General features: G+C 34.1%; 22 protein-coding genes. 16 read left to right on the top strand and 6 right to left on the bottom strand.

The genetic code is table 11. The features are described from left to right. Positions 1–132: 132 nt before the first annotated feature. On the bottom strand, positions 133–447 hold the full coding sequence (locus FTV37_RS15430; protein ID WP_005108843.1) for a hypothetical protein: 315 nt from the start codon (positions 445–447) through the stop codon (positions 133–135). 106 nt (positions 448–553) lie between these two features. Between FTV37_RS15430 and FTV37_RS15425 the strand changes: the two genes are divergently transcribed. From FTV37_RS15425 to FTV37_RS15405, 5 genes are all read left to right on the top strand, one after another. Continuing rightward, complete coding sequence (locus tag FTV37_RS15425) at positions 554–985, top strand: hypothetical protein (protein WP_005108844.1); 432 nt, start codon at positions 554–556, stop codon at positions 983–985. Then, positions 975–1,301 carry a hypothetical protein gene (locus FTV37_RS15420; protein WP_005108845.1) on the top strand — a complete coding sequence of 109 codons (327 nt, stop codon included), beginning with the start codon at positions 975–977 and terminating at the stop codon, positions 1,299–1,301. The genes FTV37_RS15425 and FTV37_RS15420 overlap by 11 nt, the downstream gene beginning before the upstream one ends. Before the next feature lie 579 nt (positions 1,302–1,880). Further along, positions 1,881–2,081 (top strand): hypothetical protein, encoded by a 201-nt coding sequence (locus FTV37_RS15415; protein ID WP_163146734.1) that lies wholly within the window; start codon positions 1,881–1,883, stop codon positions 2,079–2,081. Between the two features lie 174 nt (positions 2,082–2,255). Further along, positions 2,256–2,501 carry a type II toxin-antitoxin system RelB/DinJ family antitoxin gene (locus tag FTV37_RS15410; protein WP_111885987.1) on the top strand — a complete coding sequence of 82 codons (246 nt, stop codon included), beginning with the start codon at positions 2,256–2,258 and terminating at the stop codon, positions 2,499–2,501. Next, positions 2,491–2,784, top strand: coding sequence for a type II toxin-antitoxin system RelE/ParE family toxin (locus FTV37_RS15405; protein WP_074947749.1), 294 nt, complete (start codon positions 2,491–2,493; stop codon positions 2,782–2,784). The genes FTV37_RS15410 and FTV37_RS15405 overlap by 11 nt, the downstream gene beginning before the upstream one ends. A 45-nt stretch (positions 2,785–2,829) precedes the next feature. Here FTV37_RS15405 and FTV37_RS15400 read toward each other — a convergent pair whose 3' ends face one another. Both FTV37_RS15400 and FTV37_RS15395 read right to left on the bottom strand, forming a co-directional pair. Next, the gene (locus FTV37_RS15400; protein WP_179997607.1) at positions 2,830–3,150 is read right to left on the bottom strand and encodes a GrlR family regulatory protein; all 321 of its coding nucleotides are present in this window, start codon (positions 3,148–3,150) and stop codon (positions 2,830–2,832) included. A gap of 176 nt (positions 3,151–3,326) precedes the next feature. Further along, positions 3,327–3,701, bottom strand: a complete 375-nt coding sequence (locus FTV37_RS15395; protein WP_086322809.1) for a hypothetical protein — start codon at positions 3,699–3,701, stop codon at positions 3,327–3,329. Positions 3,702–3,959: 258 nt separating this feature from the next. On the opposite strand from FTV37_RS15395, the gene mobQ (FTV37_RS15390) reads away from it, so the two are divergent. The 3 genes from mobQ (FTV37_RS15390) (at position 3,960) to FTV37_RS15380 (ending at position 7,944) form a co-directional block, all read left to right on the top strand. Then, positions 3,960–5,714: a MobQ family relaxase gene (gene mobQ, locus FTV37_RS15390; protein ID WP_373683589.1), complete on the top strand. Its 1,755-nt coding sequence runs from the start codon at positions 3,960–3,962 to the stop codon at positions 5,712–5,714. Between the two features lie 686 nt (positions 5,715–6,400). After that, positions 6,401–7,330: a replication initiation protein RepM gene (gene repM, locus FTV37_RS15385; RefSeq protein ID WP_111886115.1), complete on the top strand. Its 930-nt coding sequence runs from the start codon at positions 6,401–6,403 to the stop codon at positions 7,328–7,330. A 68-nt stretch (positions 7,331–7,398) separates the two neighbouring features. Then, a complete protein-coding gene (locus tag FTV37_RS15380) occupies positions 7,399–7,944 on the top strand; it encodes a plasmid replication DNA-binding protein (RefSeq protein WP_171319338.1) in 546 nt (181 codons plus the stop codon). Positions 7,945–8,131: 187 nt separating this feature from the next. Here FTV37_RS15380 and FTV37_RS15375 read toward each other — a convergent pair whose 3' ends face one another. Next, complete coding sequence (locus tag FTV37_RS15375; protein WP_005108843.1) at positions 8,132–8,446, bottom strand: hypothetical protein; 315 nt, start codon at positions 8,444–8,446, stop codon at positions 8,132–8,134. Between the two features lie 106 nt (positions 8,447–8,552). On the opposite strand from FTV37_RS15375, the gene FTV37_RS15370 reads away from it, so the two are divergent. From FTV37_RS15370 to FTV37_RS15350, 5 genes are all read left to right on the top strand, one after another. Then, complete coding sequence (locus tag FTV37_RS15370) at positions 8,553–8,984, top strand: hypothetical protein (RefSeq protein WP_005108844.1); 432 nt, start codon at positions 8,553–8,555, stop codon at positions 8,982–8,984. Then, positions 8,974–9,300 carry a hypothetical protein gene (locus FTV37_RS15365; protein ID WP_005108845.1) on the top strand — a complete coding sequence of 109 codons (327 nt, stop codon included), beginning with the start codon at positions 8,974–8,976 and terminating at the stop codon, positions 9,298–9,300. The genes FTV37_RS15370 and FTV37_RS15365 overlap by 11 nt, the downstream gene beginning before the upstream one ends. 579 nt (positions 9,301–9,879) lie before the next feature. After that, entirely contained in the window at positions 9,880–10,080 is a 201-nt protein-coding gene (locus FTV37_RS15360; protein ID WP_163146734.1) for a hypothetical protein, read from the top strand. 174 nt (positions 10,081–10,254) lie between these two features. Then, a complete protein-coding gene (locus FTV37_RS15355) occupies positions 10,255–10,500 on the top strand; it encodes a type II toxin-antitoxin system RelB/DinJ family antitoxin (protein ID WP_111885987.1) in 246 nt (81 codons plus the stop codon). Continuing rightward, positions 10,490–10,783 carry a type II toxin-antitoxin system RelE/ParE family toxin gene (locus FTV37_RS15350; protein ID WP_074947749.1) on the top strand — a complete coding sequence of 98 codons (294 nt, stop codon included), beginning with the start codon at positions 10,490–10,492 and terminating at the stop codon, positions 10,781–10,783. The genes FTV37_RS15355 and FTV37_RS15350 overlap by 11 nt, the downstream gene beginning before the upstream one ends. Positions 10,784–10,828: 45 nt before the next feature. Here the strand turns inward: FTV37_RS15350 and FTV37_RS15345 are convergent, their stop codons facing one another. Both FTV37_RS15345 and FTV37_RS15340 read right to left on the bottom strand, forming a co-directional pair. After that, entirely contained in the window at positions 10,829–11,149 is a 321-nt protein-coding gene (locus FTV37_RS15345) for a GrlR family regulatory protein (RefSeq protein WP_179997607.1), read from the bottom strand. 176 nt (positions 11,150–11,325) lie between these two features. Continuing rightward, positions 11,326–11,700: a hypothetical protein gene (locus FTV37_RS15340; protein WP_086322809.1), complete on the bottom strand. Its 375-nt coding sequence runs from the start codon at positions 11,698–11,700 to the stop codon at positions 11,326–11,328. Between the two features lie 258 nt (positions 11,701–11,958). Between FTV37_RS15340 and mobQ (FTV37_RS15335) the strand changes: the two genes are divergently transcribed. The 3 genes from mobQ (FTV37_RS15335) (at position 11,959) to FTV37_RS15325 (ending at position 15,943) form a co-directional block, all read left to right on the top strand. Continuing rightward, the gene (gene mobQ, locus FTV37_RS15335; protein WP_373683589.1) at positions 11,959–13,713 is read left to right on the top strand and encodes a MobQ family relaxase; all 1,755 of its coding nucleotides are present in this window, start codon (positions 11,959–11,961) and stop codon (positions 13,711–13,713) included. Between the two features lie 686 nt (positions 13,714–14,399). Further along, complete coding sequence (repM, locus tag FTV37_RS15330) at positions 14,400–15,329, top strand: replication initiation protein RepM (RefSeq protein WP_111886115.1); 930 nt, start codon at positions 14,400–14,402, stop codon at positions 15,327–15,329. Between the two features lie 68 nt (positions 15,330–15,397). Next, positions 15,398–15,943 carry a plasmid replication DNA-binding protein gene (locus FTV37_RS15325; protein ID WP_171319338.1) on the top strand — a complete coding sequence of 182 codons (546 nt, stop codon included), beginning with the start codon at positions 15,398–15,400 and terminating at the stop codon, positions 15,941–15,943. Positions 15,944–16,218 lie beyond the last annotated feature (275 nt).

Genomic DNA, 16,218 nt, shown 5'->3' with positions numbered 1-16,218 from the left:
GTGGAACATGAAAAATCCACAAAAAAGCCCAACTCAGCTGAGTTGGGCTTTTCAATACGAAATAAACTATTGAATTAAAACAAATAATTTAGAGCATTTCGTATAATTGGTATTATGTTAATTTTAGGAGATCTATACAATTCTGTACTTTTTCACAATCATAGAAAAAGCAAATAAAATACTTATCCAAAATAAATAATCAATAAAAAAATTGAGAAAAACAAATTGATCCATGCCGATGAAAATAAATAAAGGATTGATACTTATACTTCCGACTGGAGAGGTTTCACCATCTATAAGGAACTGTAGAGGAAATCCCCCAGCTATGACTTCAACTTCTCCAAGCTTATCTACAACTATGCGGTCAACTAATATATTTTTTTGATAAAGCAAAGATACGTAGGTCAAAATAATTGCTAAGAAATTAAAATATAAAAATTTTTTCATAATTTTATCTCATATATCTATTAATTTTAACAATTTTTAATCAGAGCCTTTTGGAATAATTTGCTTTAATTTCTCTATTATGATTTTATAAAAAAATTCCTTTAATATGAAAAGATTAGAATTTATTTTATTAAGTTTACTTGCAGCCTGTAGTCCAGTTACAGAAAAAATTGAATCAAATATAGTTGTTCCACGTATTCAATATACGGGGGGAGCAGATAATGCAAGTTATAGTGAGGCTAAGCTTATTAGGGAAGGTAAATGCCTATACCTAGAACATGCTGATGGATCTAAAGTTCTGCCAATTTTTGCTACAAAAACTCTAGATTGGGATATGGAAACTAAGAGCCTAAAGGTAGATTCGGATACTTATTTTTTAGGTGATAAAGCAGCATATGGAGGCGGAGAATCCTATCCTCTAGAAAAAAATAATTATTCTTGGATAACTGAAGTAGATCCTAGCTGTGATACCTCAAAAGTTATAGTTATTAGTCGACTCATAAGACCAATTGAACAGAACTACCAAAATGAAGAATAGCCTATTTTACTGTCTTGCATTAGTTTTAATTATAGGATGCCAACCATTAGAAAAGAATGGATATATTTCTATTAAAAATTGGACCAATGCCCCAATCACAGATCTTAAAATAACTTATATCAGTGCTCAAAAAACTTATAGCTTAGGTACTCTTTATCCTTATTCGGAATATAAATACGCCATCAACTATGAGCAGCATAATGAGGATTCAATAATCTTTTCATATGTAGATAAAAGTCATAAAAAGATTAATCAAGAAGTAGCTACATATGCAGCCAAATATGATAGGAGAATTTATGAAATAATTATTCAATAGAATATAAATTTATATAGAAATTACAATTACTAATTGAACGAAAGAGCTTCTATTTGAAGTTTCAAAAACTGGAGTTTTCCACCAATCTAACCTCCATTTAACATAATGGCGGTTATACGAAACTTAGATGTAACTCCAAAATAGAAATGTCCGGTTTCTCCAAAGTAAAAATGTCCGCTTTTAGAATATGCACTTTTGCAATTTTCTTATGTTCTTAAAAAAAATAGTTCTAATTAGTACAATAATAACTAGTAGTCTTGCTCTTGCATATGATCCTACAACGCCTTCATATTATTTAACGAAAGAATTGTGATGTGTGCAGAATATTATGCAGACTGTATTGATGTCTATGGGTCTGCTGGTAGCGGTGGAATGTCAGAGTGTGGAAACTCTTTAAATACATGCATCACTACAGGTGATTGGAATCCACCAAATCTTCCTGTACCATCATCGGATAGATTATTAAACCTTTTTAGTTCAGAAACTAGAGAAGCTACAACAAGATATACCACGGCCTAATAAATCAGGATCTCAATGTAATATGATTGGGATCCTTACCAACATATATAGAAGAGAAAAATGGATCAATTAAAAAAAATAAATGATGATTTGTATCAAGCTGCAATATTATTAGACAGTATTCCTAGTAAGATTCAATCAGATCCATCACTAGAAAATAGAGAAAATATCTTACTGATAGGAAAAGCTCTCAGTCATATTTTTGAACTCCAAAATAATATTTATAAAATTCGCCCTGATTTAAAAAATAATAATCAGTAATAACAGTTATTTATAGTATTTTTTAAGAAAGATAGCGGCTCATTTGAGAATATAAAAGTAATATTCTATTTGTAATAGTTTCTCTGAAATTAACATAATACGGATTATACGAACTAGCCACGTAATGCAAATTGCATTACAATATTCCTATGCATTCAATAAATGGGAAAAATAATGGCTACTGTTAACTTCAGGGTCGATGAAGCCCTTAAAGAAAAATCTTATTCAGTTCTAAGAGAACAAGGTATTGCACCTACTGAGTTTTTTACAAATGTCCTTGAATACATTGCAGCGACTGGGAAACTCCCTGTACAAAAAGCCTTACTCTCAGAAGAGGATACCGAGCTATTAGCGATTGTTCGTAAACGTATTAATGATCCTAAAGAAATGTTTGAGGAAATTACTTTAGATGACTTATAAGCTTTTACGTCATAAGGACTTCACAGCTGAATGGGAAAAGCTTCCTAGTGCTATTAGAGATCAATTTAAGAAAAAACTTGCCAAGGTCATAGAGCAGCCACATATTCCAAAGAATATGCTTAGAGGTGATCTTGCAGGTTGCTACAAAATTAAATTATTAAAGGCTGGAGTCCGACTAGTTTATCAAGTTAAAGATGATCAGGTAGTTATCTTGCTCATTACGGTTGGGAAACGAGCTGACAGCATAGTTTATGACGAAGCGAAAAAGCGCATTAAAGACTAAAAATGGGAGCTTAGAGCTCCCATTTTTGACTTCGCATAACGTGTATTATGTTAATTTTAGAAATAAGTCACCTATAAATTTTGCTTTTATATAAACGACTAAATTAGGTCTATTAGTAATACTCCCTAATAATTCATAATCATAATTCGTCTTTTTAATAGATACATTTAAAGTTTCATTTATAGCTTTTTCTATACTATTATCATGTTGTTTTATAATAACTTTCGATTTTTGATTAATGATTTCACCTTGAAAGGAAAATGCATAGTTTCCACCATTTATTATATTATTTTGTACTACAAAAACTCCATTACCAAAATCATTAAAATTATCTTGAAATTCAAGGAAGTAAATACCATCTCGCATTCTTAAAATACCAGTTCAACAAAGTGAGTGTTTTATATATTTTACGCCAATTTCAACTTTAAATAAGCTTTTAGTTGTTCAAACAAATTGAGCTACCTCTCCTGTAATACAAACATTAGCATTTCATAGTAGTTAACCTTTATTTAACATAAAATCTCTTATATGAAATTTAGAACTTATCCCTTAAAAAGATCATTAAAAAGCTCTTTATCTTTCTGTCTATTTTCTTCTGTCTTACTTTCCGCACTTAAAAACTGCTCAAAATCAGCCCATTGATGTTTAAAAGATTCATCATTTTTAAATTTATTCAAAACCCAAGCGCCAAGCAAAATTTTCCGTCTAGTTTCATTTTTCCGTTCTTGAGCTTTGGCTTCACTTAAAAGTTTTTGCTGCTTAAGTTTAAGCTCATTCTGTTTCTGTTTTGCCTGTTCTAAGATCTGCTCTTGTTCTTTTTTCAAATACTCAATTTGCTCTTGTAGAGATAACTTCTTCTGCTGTGCTTTAGTGAGCTTCTTTAAAACTGCATCTTTCTTTTCTTGAATATCTGACATAGTATTAAACCGTGATGATCAATAATCAAACATCATCATAGAGTCAAAAAACAAAGCGAGCAATATCAAACGTAGCGAAGCGAAGTTTTCCCGGAGTGAAACGAAGGGCGCACTTACCCACTTTTATCATTTCATTCAAAAGTGGACGTTGCGACAGGGGAAACCCCTGTACCCCATGACCTCGCTTTAGCATGGTCAGCAACTTTTTCAAAGTTGCAAAAATCAAAACCACGGTATGCAGAAATTTAGGTTTTTAAAGTGGCAATTTTTCATTTGAATGAAAGCAACATCTCACGAAGTGACGGACGTTCAGCCGTTGCTTGTGCTGCTTATCGTGCCTGTGAAAAATTAGAGGATCTGACTTTTGGAAAGACTCAGGACTACACTAAAAAAAAGGGACTTGAATACAAAAATATTTATGCACCAGAACATACCAATACAAAACTTTTAGACCGTCAAACACTTTGGAATACAGTAGAAAAAAAAGAATTCAATGCCAATGGCTCAATGAAAGCCAATGCACGACTCGCCAAAGAATATATCTGTGCTTTACCACATGAATTAACAGATGCAGAACGCATAAAAATCGTTGATGACTTTTGCCGAGACTTTGTGAACAAGCACAATGTTATTGTCGATGCCTGCATCCATGCACCACATGAACATAACGATGAAACCAATAATAAAAACTATCACGTACACATGATGTTCACGACAAGACTCATCAATGAAAAAGGCGAATTAGGAAAGAAACAAAGAATCTTCAACGACCATGGTCCCGAGATCCTGAAGGACAGCCGAGCAACTTTTGCCAATGTTGTAAACACAGTATTGGAAAATGCTGGACTAGATGAACGCATCGACCACCGCAGTTATAAAGATCAAGGCTTAGGTTTCCTTGAACCCACCCATCATGAAGGGCATGAAGCTACAGCACTTCGCAGACAATATGACGAGGAACAAAAAAGACCGCTTGAAGAACGTAACACTGAAATTGTGCTACCAAGAATTGCACTTGAAAATGATGCAATCAAAGCCAAAAATTTAGATGCTGCACGAGAATACCAACAGATCATCAAGGGCCTTGATCAAGAAATTATTGTTCCAAGTCGATTAGAAGATCAGATTACCCAGCTGGAAAACGAACTTCAGTTAACCGAAGCAGAAGAAAAAGAACTTTTAGCAGAATTAGTAAATCTCAACCTAGAAGAAGAACGCCTGCAAGAACAACAGGTTCAACAGATCGACAACGCATATGATGACTTCATCCGGTGCCAAGATATTTATGCAGAATTTGCCAATCAGTTTTACACCATTCAAAGCAATGCTGCTGATAATCAAAAGCAGATTGAATCAAATCTCACCAAGACAAAACGATGGTTAGCAGAAAACAAAAGCGATTTTTACCTACATACCAATAATTTGTTTTATGACTCTTACCATCATACTTACAGAGATATAAAAAAACCTGATTTTTATGCGACTGAAAAATCAGTAGAACAGGCAAAAAATGAAAACTGGAGAGAATACGCAACCGAGGTCGAACAACTTGCTAAAGAATACGATATTGAGAATGTCGTCCAACGCTTAGGTCAATGCTCAGAGATACTGGAAAATAATGGGATTGAACGACCAACGATAAAACCCACGTTTTGGCAGAAGCTAAAACGAGAGTACGTTCATTCATTCGATACCCTACATGATTTTAATGATGATATGAGTCCCCTCCTTAAAGCAAAACGGGCAGATGATCTCAAAATTGAACAAGAAAGAATGCAGCAAGTAAGCCAAGCGGAAGTAGATCGCCAACGAAGAATTGAAAATGATCGCAGAGAAAGTGAATTTAGAGAGCAATTACGTAAAGAACGAGAGCAAAAAGAACAACGCTATGAACAAGAAAGACACGAACGAGAACATTTGGCATTTTTAAAACGCCAAGAATTGGAAAAACAGCAGAAAAACGAGCCTAAAAAACCAGAAAATGAAAATAACAACGATTACCGACCTTGGTGAATGCTGTTTAAACGCAAAAAAATAGGGTTTTTAGCGATGTTTTGCTAAACCACAGTAGATTTATAGTTGAGTTAAGAAAAAACTCTTAAATCGCAAATGAGAGCATTTAGCGAGTGTCTACGAGCGAACTACAGGGATCTAAATTTTTTCACCTGTTTTTCCCTGATTACAGGCTCCCCTGTGTATCAAGAACTCAGAATCAGAGCATCCCGAATGGGTGCGAACTGATTACGGTGGCTTTATGTCGAGCGAAGCGAGTGAAAAGTTCTATGAGCGAAGCGAATTCCTAGTTGCTTTTCTTTTTTAAAAAGTCACGAAATTTTAAGCCAAAAATTGCCCCTTCGAACTGAGCGTAAGCGAAGTTCAATAGAGTTTGAGCGTAGCGAAAACATAGGGCAATTTTTCTTATCCTGGGCTTTTAATTATTTTTAATGCTTTTAAATACTTTTAGATCAGAATAAATTTATATATTTCAATAATTAATAATCTTATATACCCACGTTTAGTTACCTATATACCCACGTTTAGTTACCTATATACCCACGTTTAGTTACCTATATACCCACGTTTAGTTACCACTTACCCACGTTTAGTTACCCTATGGCTTCATCTAACCTCAAATAAATATTTGTGGTTATAACTACATTGTTATAATCTGTGGGTATAACAATGTTTTAATCAATCTCATGTCAAAAGAATTAGTTGTAAAAACAAATCGCTTAAACCAAGCTTTCCAGACTTTGTCTTTATCAGAATTTCATATTGTTCAACTAGCTATTGTTGATGCTAGGCATACAGGTACAGGCTTAAGTACAGATACACCATTACGAATAGATGCTCTGAGATATGCAGAAATTTTTGGAACAACCAGACAAAATGCTTATCAACGGATGAAAGAAGCTGAAGACTCGTTATTTAATCGTAGATTTAGTTTCTTTGATGAAAACGGGAAATTAATAAAAAGCAGATGGATTCAGCAAGTAAGGTACTTAGATGATGAAGGTGCTATTGAGTTAGTTTTTACACTAGCTGTTGTACAAGGTATAAGTAAAATTGACGGAATTAAGGATTTCTTTACTCAATATTTATTAAGCCAAACAGCACAACTGAATAGTACCTATTCAGCAAGGCTATACGAATTACTGATTCAGTGGAAAGCCGTTGGAAAAACACCTTTATTCGAGTTAGCGACATTTAGAGAGCAGCTTGGTATTGGCGTTAATGAATATAAGCGTATGGATCACTTCAAGACGAGGGTCCTTGATTTAGCTATTACAGAAATTAGTGAAAAAACAGATATTGAGGCTAGTTATGAGCAGCATAAAAAGGGCCGTTCAATATCAGGCTTCTCTTTTTCATTTACACAGAAAAAAACTAGAAGTGCATCAAGTGAAAATAAAAAGCACTCGGAGAATTTAGATCTCTTTTCAAAAAAAATGACAGATCCTCAACGTCATTTATTTGCCAATAAGCTCTCTGAGCTTCCTGAAATGAGTAAATATTCAGAAGGCAGTGAAAGCTATCCTCAATTTGCAGTAAGAATTGCAGAAATGCTTAAGGACTCTGAAAAGCTAAAAGAGTTTTCTCCAATGCTTGAAAAAGTTGGCTATCGTTAAACTACTAATGTAACGTTACATGTTTAAATAATATCTACTGGCATACATCTTTTTACTTAGGTTACATGATGAAAGCATTATCTGTGATTGAGCTAGCTGAACTCTATGGGATGAACAGACAGAGTATCTATAAGCGTATAAATAAAGGTGATTTATCTAAAAATAGTGATGGAAAAATAGACCTATCGGAAGCAATACGTGTATTTGGAGAACCATCTAATAAAAATAGAGATGTAACCACGTTACAGTCTACTGCGGTACAAAAAGAGACAGAAGTAGACATGCTAAAACAGCAGGTAGACATACTAAAAAAACAACTGGAACTTGCACATGAACGAGAAATTTTCCAAAGAGAACAACTAGAAGCAAAAGACAATCAAATAGAAGCAATCCAACGACTGCTAGAAGCCCCAAAAACCAATATGACTACGTTTACCGATCAGAAACCTAGCCAAGATATAGCAACGGATCCTCGGTCAGAACCTGAACCGAAACATGACGGATTGACTACTCCAGAGCAGACTGAAAATAAACGTATTCCAGTACCGGAACATGTTGAACCGGAGCAGCCGAAAAGAGGGTGGTTAAGCCGGTTTTTCTTGCCAAATGGCTAAGGGGATTATTCAACTGAGCTAATCAAAGTTGTGAAACATTGCTTAAATAATAGGCGTGGAACGTGAAAAATCATAAAAAAAACCCACCTTGGGGAAGGTGGGCTATCAACTAGGAACTACAGCGTTGAATTATAAGGATAATTATAACGCATTTCGTATAATTGGTATTATGTTAATTTTAGGAGATCTATACAATTCTGTACTTTTTCACAATCATAGAAAAAGCAAATAAAATACTTATCCAAAATAAATAATCAATAAAAAAATTGAGAAAAACAAATTGATCCATGCCGATGAAAATAAATAAAGGATTGATACTTATACTTCCGACTGGAGAGGTTTCACCATCTATAAGGAACTGTAGAGGAAATCCCCCAGCTATGACTTCAACTTCTCCAAGCTTATCTACAACTATGCGGTCAACTAATATATTTTTTTGATAAAGCAAAGATACGTAGGTCAAAATAATTGCTAAGAAATTAAAATATAAAAATTTTTTCATAATTTTATCTCATATATCTATTAATTTTAACAATTTTTAATCAGAGCCTTTTGGAATAATTTGCTTTAATTTCTCTATTATGATTTTATAAAAAAATTCCTTTAATATGAAAAGATTAGAATTTATTTTATTAAGTTTACTTGCAGCCTGTAGTCCAGTTACAGAAAAAATTGAATCAAATATAGTTGTTCCACGTATTCAATATACGGGGGGAGCAGATAATGCAAGTTATAGTGAGGCTAAGCTTATTAGGGAAGGTAAATGCCTATACCTAGAACATGCTGATGGATCTAAAGTTCTGCCAATTTTTGCTACAAAAACTCTAGATTGGGATATGGAAACTAAGAGCCTAAAGGTAGATTCGGATACTTATTTTTTAGGTGATAAAGCAGCATATGGAGGCGGAGAATCCTATCCTCTAGAAAAAAATAATTATTCTTGGATAACTGAAGTAGATCCTAGCTGTGATACCTCAAAAGTTATAGTTATTAGTCGACTCATAAGACCAATTGAACAGAACTACCAAAATGAAGAATAGCCTATTTTACTGTCTTGCATTAGTTTTAATTATAGGATGCCAACCATTAGAAAAGAATGGATATATTTCTATTAAAAATTGGACCAATGCCCCAATCACAGATCTTAAAATAACTTATATCAGTGCTCAAAAAACTTATAGCTTAGGTACTCTTTATCCTTATTCGGAATATAAATACGCCATCAACTATGAGCAGCATAATGAGGATTCAATAATCTTTTCATATGTAGATAAAAGTCATAAAAAGATTAATCAAGAAGTAGCTACATATGCAGCCAAATATGATAGGAGAATTTATGAAATAATTATTCAATAGAATATAAATTTATATAGAAATTACAATTACTAATTGAACGAAAGAGCTTCTATTTGAAGTTTCAAAAACTGGAGTTTTCCACCAATCTAACCTCCATTTAACATAATGGCGGTTATACGAAACTTAGATGTAACTCCAAAATAGAAATGTCCGGTTTCTCCAAAGTAAAAATGTCCGCTTTTAGAATATGCACTTTTGCAATTTTCTTATGTTCTTAAAAAAAATAGTTCTAATTAGTACAATAATAACTAGTAGTCTTGCTCTTGCATATGATCCTACAACGCCTTCATATTATTTAACGAAAGAATTGTGATGTGTGCAGAATATTATGCAGACTGTATTGATGTCTATGGGTCTGCTGGTAGCGGTGGAATGTCAGAGTGTGGAAACTCTTTAAATACATGCATCACTACAGGTGATTGGAATCCACCAAATCTTCCTGTACCATCATCGGATAGATTATTAAACCTTTTTAGTTCAGAAACTAGAGAAGCTACAACAAGATATACCACGGCCTAATAAATCAGGATCTCAATGTAATATGATTGGGATCCTTACCAACATATATAGAAGAGAAAAATGGATCAATTAAAAAAAATAAATGATGATTTGTATCAAGCTGCAATATTATTAGACAGTATTCCTAGTAAGATTCAATCAGATCCATCACTAGAAAATAGAGAAAATATCTTACTGATAGGAAAAGCTCTCAGTCATATTTTTGAACTCCAAAATAATATTTATAAAATTCGCCCTGATTTAAAAAATAATAATCAGTAATAACAGTTATTTATAGTATTTTTTAAGAAAGATAGCGGCTCATTTGAGAATATAAAAGTAATATTCTATTTGTAATAGTTTCTCTGAAATTAACATAATACGGATTATACGAACTAGCCACGTAATGCAAATTGCATTACAATATTCCTATGCATTCAATAAATGGGAAAAATAATGGCTACTGTTAACTTCAGGGTCGATGAAGCCCTTAAAGAAAAATCTTATTCAGTTCTAAGAGAACAAGGTATTGCACCTACTGAGTTTTTTACAAATGTCCTTGAATACATTGCAGCGACTGGGAAACTCCCTGTACAAAAAGCCTTACTCTCAGAAGAGGATACCGAGCTATTAGCGATTGTTCGTAAACGTATTAATGATCCTAAAGAAATGTTTGAGGAAATTACTTTAGATGACTTATAAGCTTTTACGTCATAAGGACTTCACAGCTGAATGGGAAAAGCTTCCTAGTGCTATTAGAGATCAATTTAAGAAAAAACTTGCCAAGGTCATAGAGCAGCCACATATTCCAAAGAATATGCTTAGAGGTGATCTTGCAGGTTGCTACAAAATTAAATTATTAAAGGCTGGAGTCCGACTAGTTTATCAAGTTAAAGATGATCAGGTAGTTATCTTGCTCATTACGGTTGGGAAACGAGCTGACAGCATAGTTTATGACGAAGCGAAAAAGCGCATTAAAGACTAAAAATGGGAGCTTAGAGCTCCCATTTTTGACTTCGCATAACGTGTATTATGTTAATTTTAGAAATAAGTCACCTATAAATTTTGCTTTTATATAAACGACTAAATTAGGTCTATTAGTAATACTCCCTAATAATTCATAATCATAATTCGTCTTTTTAATAGATACATTTAAAGTTTCATTTATAGCTTTTTCTATACTATTATCATGTTGTTTTATAATAACTTTCGATTTTTGATTAATGATTTCACCTTGAAAGGAAAATGCATAGTTTCCACCATTTATTATATTATTTTGTACTACAAAAACTCCATTACCAAAATCATTAAAATTATCTTGAAATTCAAGGAAGTAAATACCATCTCGCATTCTTAAAATACCAGTTCAACAAAGTGAGTGTTTTATATATTTTACGCCAATTTCAACTTTAAATAAGCTTTTAGTTGTTCAAACAAATTGAGCTACCTCTCCTGTAATACAAACATTAGCATTTCATAGTAGTTAACCTTTATTTAACATAAAATCTCTTATATGAAATTTAGAACTTATCCCTTAAAAAGATCATTAAAAAGCTCTTTATCTTTCTGTCTATTTTCTTCTGTCTTACTTTCCGCACTTAAAAACTGCTCAAAATCAGCCCATTGATGTTTAAAAGATTCATCATTTTTAAATTTATTCAAAACCCAAGCGCCAAGCAAAATTTTCCGTCTAGTTTCATTTTTCCGTTCTTGAGCTTTGGCTTCACTTAAAAGTTTTTGCTGCTTAAGTTTAAGCTCATTCTGTTTCTGTTTTGCCTGTTCTAAGATCTGCTCTTGTTCTTTTTTCAAATACTCAATTTGCTCTTGTAGAGATAACTTCTTCTGCTGTGCTTTAGTGAGCTTCTTTAAAACTGCATCTTTCTTTTCTTGAATATCTGACATAGTATTAAACCGTGATGATCAATAATCAAACATCATCATAGAGTCAAAAAACAAAGCGAGCAATATCAAACGTAGCGAAGCGAAGTTTTCCCGGAGTGAAACGAAGGGCGCACTTACCCACTTTTATCATTTCATTCAAAAGTGGACGTTGCGACAGGGGAAACCCCTGTACCCCATGACCTCGCTTTAGCATGGTCAGCAACTTTTTCAAAGTTGCAAAAATCAAAACCACGGTATGCAGAAATTTAGGTTTTTAAAGTGGCAATTTTTCATTTGAATGAAAGCAACATCTCACGAAGTGACGGACGTTCAGCCGTTGCTTGTGCTGCTTATCGTGCCTGTGAAAAATTAGAGGATCTGACTTTTGGAAAGACTCAGGACTACACTAAAAAAAAGGGACTTGAATACAAAAATATTTATGCACCAGAACATACCAATACAAAACTTTTAGACCGTCAAACACTTTGGAATACAGTAGAAAAAAAAGAATTCAATGCCAATGGCTCAATGAAAGCCAATGCACGACTCGCCAAAGAATATATCTGTGCTTTACCACATGAATTAACAGATGCAGAACGCATAAAAATCGTTGATGACTTTTGCCGAGACTTTGTGAACAAGCACAATGTTATTGTCGATGCCTGCATCCATGCACCACATGAACATAACGATGAAACCAATAATAAAAACTATCACGTACACATGATGTTCACGACAAGACTCATCAATGAAAAAGGCGAATTAGGAAAGAAACAAAGAATCTTCAACGACCATGGTCCCGAGATCCTGAAGGACAGCCGAGCAACTTTTGCCAATGTTGTAAACACAGTATTGGAAAATGCTGGACTAGATGAACGCATCGACCACCGCAGTTATAAAGATCAAGGCTTAGGTTTCCTTGAACCCACCCATCATGAAGGGCATGAAGCTACAGCACTTCGCAGACAATATGACGAGGAACAAAAAAGACCGCTTGAAGAACGTAACACTGAAATTGTGCTACCAAGAATTGCACTTGAAAATGATGCAATCAAAGCCAAAAATTTAGATGCTGCACGAGAATACCAACAGATCATCAAGGGCCTTGATCAAGAAATTATTGTTCCAAGTCGATTAGAAGATCAGATTACCCAGCTGGAAAACGAACTTCAGTTAACCGAAGCAGAAGAAAAAGAACTTTTAGCAGAATTAGTAAATCTCAACCTAGAAGAAGAACGCCTGCAAGAACAACAGGTTCAACAGATCGACAACGCATATGATGACTTCATCCGGTGCCAAGATATTTATGCAGAATTTGCCAATCAGTTTTACACCATTCAAAGCAATGCTGCTGATAATCAAAAGCAGATTGAATCAAATCTCACCAAGACAAAACGATGGTTAGCAGAAAACAAAAGCGATTTTTACCTACATACCAATAATTTGTTTTATGACTCTTACCATCATACTTACAGAGATATAAAAAAACCTGATTTTTATGCGACTGAAAAATCAGTAGAACAGGCAAAAAATGAAAACTGGAGAGAATACGCAACCGAGGTCGAACAACTTGCTAAAGAATACGATATTGAGAATGTCGTCCAACGCTTAGGTCAATGCTCAGAGATACTGGAAAATAATGGGATTGAACGACCAACGATAAAACCCACGTTTTGGCAGAAGCTAAAACGAGAGTACGTTCATTCATTCGATACCCTACATGATTTTAATGATGATATGAGTCCCCTCCTTAAAGCAAAACGGGCAGATGATCTCAAAATTGAACAAGAAAGAATGCAGCAAGTAAGCCAAGCGGAAGTAGATCGCCAACGAAGAATTGAAAATGATCGCAGAGAAAGTGAATTTAGAGAGCAATTACGTAAAGAACGAGAGCAAAAAGAACAACGCTATGAACAAGAAAGACACGAACGAGAACATTTGGCATTTTTAAAACGCCAAGAATTGGAAAAACAGCAGAAAAACGAGCCTAAAAAACCAGAAAATGAAAATAACAACGATTACCGACCTTGGTGAATGCTGTTTAAACGCAAAAAAATAGGGTTTTTAGCGATGTTTTGCTAAACCACAGTAGATTTATAGTTGAGTTAAGAAAAAACTCTTAAATCGCAAATGAGAGCATTTAGCGAGTGTCTACGAGCGAACTACAGGGATCTAAATTTTTTCACCTGTTTTTCCCTGATTACAGGCTCCCCTGTGTATCAAGAACTCAGAATCAGAGCATCCCGAATGGGTGCGAACTGATTACGGTGGCTTTATGTCGAGCGAAGCGAGTGAAAAGTTCTATGAGCGAAGCGAATTCCTAGTTGCTTTTCTTTTTTAAAAAGTCACGAAATTTTAAGCCAAAAATTGCCCCTTCGAACTGAGCGTAAGCGAAGTTCAATAGAGTTTGAGCGTAGCGAAAACATAGGGCAATTTTTCTTATCCTGGGCTTTTAATTATTTTTAATGCTTTTAAATACTTTTAGATCAGAATAAATTTATATATTTCAATAATTAATAATCTTATATACCCACGTTTAGTTACCTATATACCCACGTTTAGTTACCTATATACCCACGTTTAGTTACCTATATACCCACGTTTAGTTACCACTTACCCACGTTTAGTTACCCTATGGCTTCATCTAACCTCAAATAAATATTTGTGGTTATAACTACATTGTTATAATCTGTGGGTATAACAATGTTTTAATCAATCTCATGTCAAAAGAATTAGTTGTAAAAACAAATCGCTTAAACCAAGCTTTCCAGACTTTGTCTTTATCAGAATTTCATATTGTTCAACTAGCTATTGTTGATGCTAGGCATACAGGTACAGGCTTAAGTACAGATACACCATTACGAATAGATGCTCTGAGATATGCAGAAATTTTTGGAACAACCAGACAAAATGCTTATCAACGGATGAAAGAAGCTGAAGACTCGTTATTTAATCGTAGATTTAGTTTCTTTGATGAAAACGGGAAATTAATAAAAAGCAGATGGATTCAGCAAGTAAGGTACTTAGATGATGAAGGTGCTATTGAGTTAGTTTTTACACTAGCTGTTGTACAAGGTATAAGTAAAATTGACGGAATTAAGGATTTCTTTACTCAATATTTATTAAGCCAAACAGCACAACTGAATAGTACCTATTCAGCAAGGCTATACGAATTACTGATTCAGTGGAAAGCCGTTGGAAAAACACCTTTATTCGAGTTAGCGACATTTAGAGAGCAGCTTGGTATTGGCGTTAATGAATATAAGCGTATGGATCACTTCAAGACGAGGGTCCTTGATTTAGCTATTACAGAAATTAGTGAAAAAACAGATATTGAGGCTAGTTATGAGCAGCATAAAAAGGGCCGTTCAATATCAGGCTTCTCTTTTTCATTTACACAGAAAAAAACTAGAAGTGCATCAAGTGAAAATAAAAAGCACTCGGAGAATTTAGATCTCTTTTCAAAAAAAATGACAGATCCTCAACGTCATTTATTTGCCAATAAGCTCTCTGAGCTTCCTGAAATGAGTAAATATTCAGAAGGCAGTGAAAGCTATCCTCAATTTGCAGTAAGAATTGCAGAAATGCTTAAGGACTCTGAAAAGCTAAAAGAGTTTTCTCCAATGCTTGAAAAAGTTGGCTATCGTTAAACTACTAATGTAACGTTACATGTTTAAATAATATCTACTGGCATACATCTTTTTACTTAGGTTACATGATGAAAGCATTATCTGTGATTGAGCTAGCTGAACTCTATGGGATGAACAGACAGAGTATCTATAAGCGTATAAATAAAGGTGATTTATCTAAAAATAGTGATGGAAAAATAGACCTATCGGAAGCAATACGTGTATTTGGAGAACCATCTAATAAAAATAGAGATGTAACCACGTTACAGTCTACTGCGGTACAAAAAGAGACAGAAGTAGACATGCTAAAACAGCAGGTAGACATACTAAAAAAACAACTGGAACTTGCACATGAACGAGAAATTTTCCAAAGAGAACAACTAGAAGCAAAAGACAATCAAATAGAAGCAATCCAACGACTGCTAGAAGCCCCAAAAACCAATATGACTACGTTTACCGATCAGAAACCTAGCCAAGATATAGCAACGGATCCTCGGTCAGAACCTGAACCGAAACATGACGGATTGACTACTCCAGAGCAGACTGAAAATAAACGTATTCCAGTACCGGAACATGTTGAACCGGAGCAGCCGAAAAGAGGGTGGTTAAGCCGGTTTTTCTTGCCAAATGGCTAAGGGGATTATTCAACTGAGCTAATCAAAGTTGTGAAACATTGCTTAAATAATAGGCGTGGAACGTGAAAAATCATAAAAAAAACCCACCTTGGGGAAGGTGGGCTATCAACTAGGAACTACAGCGTTGAATTATAAGGATAATTATAACGCATTTCGTATAATTGGTATTATGTTAATTTTAGAATCTCTTAGAAATGATTCACTTAATCTATAACCATTCTTTAATAATTAATACATTTATCCTAGAAAGATGAGTGCCCTAAAAGTGTAAAAAA

It is taken from the genome of Acinetobacter sp. YH16042 (genome assembly GCF_013417245.1).
In the GTDB taxonomy this organism is placed as follows: domain Bacteria; phylum Pseudomonadota; class Gammaproteobacteria; order Pseudomonadales; family Moraxellaceae; genus Acinetobacter; species Acinetobacter amyesii.
The sequence above is the reverse complement of the archived record's forward strand: the minus strand, read 5'-3'. Positions and strand labels throughout refer to the sequence as shown.

Excerpts from the sequence above, each read along its gene's own strand:
- FTV37_RS15360 (WP_163146734.1), top strand. The coding sequence starts at position 9,880 with ATGGATCAATTAAAAAAAATAAATGATGATTTGTATCAAGCTGCAATA.
- FTV37_RS15400 (WP_179997607.1), bottom strand. The coding sequence starts at position 3,150 with ATGCGAGATGGTATTTACTTCCTTGAATTTCAAGATAATTTTAATGAT.
- FTV37_RS15395 (WP_086322809.1), bottom strand. The coding sequence starts at position 3,701 with ATGTCAGATATTCAAGAAAAGAAAGATGCAGTTTTAAAGAAGCTCACT.
- FTV37_RS15415 (WP_163146734.1), top strand. The coding sequence starts at position 1,881 with ATGGATCAATTAAAAAAAATAAATGATGATTTGTATCAAGCTGCAATA.
- FTV37_RS15405 (WP_074947749.1), top strand. The coding sequence starts at position 2,491 with ATGACTTATAAGCTTTTACGTCATAAGGACTTCACAGCTGAATGGGAA.
- FTV37_RS15350 (WP_074947749.1), top strand. The coding sequence starts at position 10,490 with ATGACTTATAAGCTTTTACGTCATAAGGACTTCACAGCTGAATGGGAA.
- FTV37_RS15365 (WP_005108845.1), top strand. The coding sequence starts at position 8,974 with ATGAAGAATAGCCTATTTTACTGTCTTGCATTAGTTTTAATTATAGGA.
- repM (WP_111886115.1), top strand. The coding sequence starts at position 6,401 with ATGTCAAAAGAATTAGTTGTAAAAACAAATCGCTTAAACCAAGCTTTC.
- FTV37_RS15370 (WP_005108844.1), top strand. The coding sequence starts at position 8,553 with ATGAAAAGATTAGAATTTATTTTATTAAGTTTACTTGCAGCCTGTAGT.
- FTV37_RS15430 (WP_005108843.1), bottom strand. The coding sequence starts at position 447 with ATGAAAAAATTTTTATATTTTAATTTCTTAGCAATTATTTTGACCTAC.
- FTV37_RS15410 (WP_111885987.1), top strand. The coding sequence starts at position 2,256 with ATGGCTACTGTTAACTTCAGGGTCGATGAAGCCCTTAAAGAAAAATCT.
- FTV37_RS15375 (WP_005108843.1), bottom strand. The coding sequence starts at position 8,446 with ATGAAAAAATTTTTATATTTTAATTTCTTAGCAATTATTTTGACCTAC.
- FTV37_RS15340 (WP_086322809.1), bottom strand. The coding sequence starts at position 11,700 with ATGTCAGATATTCAAGAAAAGAAAGATGCAGTTTTAAAGAAGCTCACT.
- FTV37_RS15325 (WP_171319338.1), top strand. The coding sequence starts at position 15,398 with ATGAAAGCATTATCTGTGATTGAGCTAGCTGAACTCTATGGGATGAAC.
- FTV37_RS15420 (WP_005108845.1), top strand. The coding sequence starts at position 975 with ATGAAGAATAGCCTATTTTACTGTCTTGCATTAGTTTTAATTATAGGA.
- FTV37_RS15345 (WP_179997607.1), bottom strand. The coding sequence starts at position 11,149 with ATGCGAGATGGTATTTACTTCCTTGAATTTCAAGATAATTTTAATGAT.
- FTV37_RS15355 (WP_111885987.1), top strand. The coding sequence starts at position 10,255 with ATGGCTACTGTTAACTTCAGGGTCGATGAAGCCCTTAAAGAAAAATCT.
- repM (WP_111886115.1), top strand. The coding sequence starts at position 14,400 with ATGTCAAAAGAATTAGTTGTAAAAACAAATCGCTTAAACCAAGCTTTC.
- FTV37_RS15380 (WP_171319338.1), top strand. The coding sequence starts at position 7,399 with ATGAAAGCATTATCTGTGATTGAGCTAGCTGAACTCTATGGGATGAAC.
- FTV37_RS15425 (WP_005108844.1), top strand. The coding sequence starts at position 554 with ATGAAAAGATTAGAATTTATTTTATTAAGTTTACTTGCAGCCTGTAGT.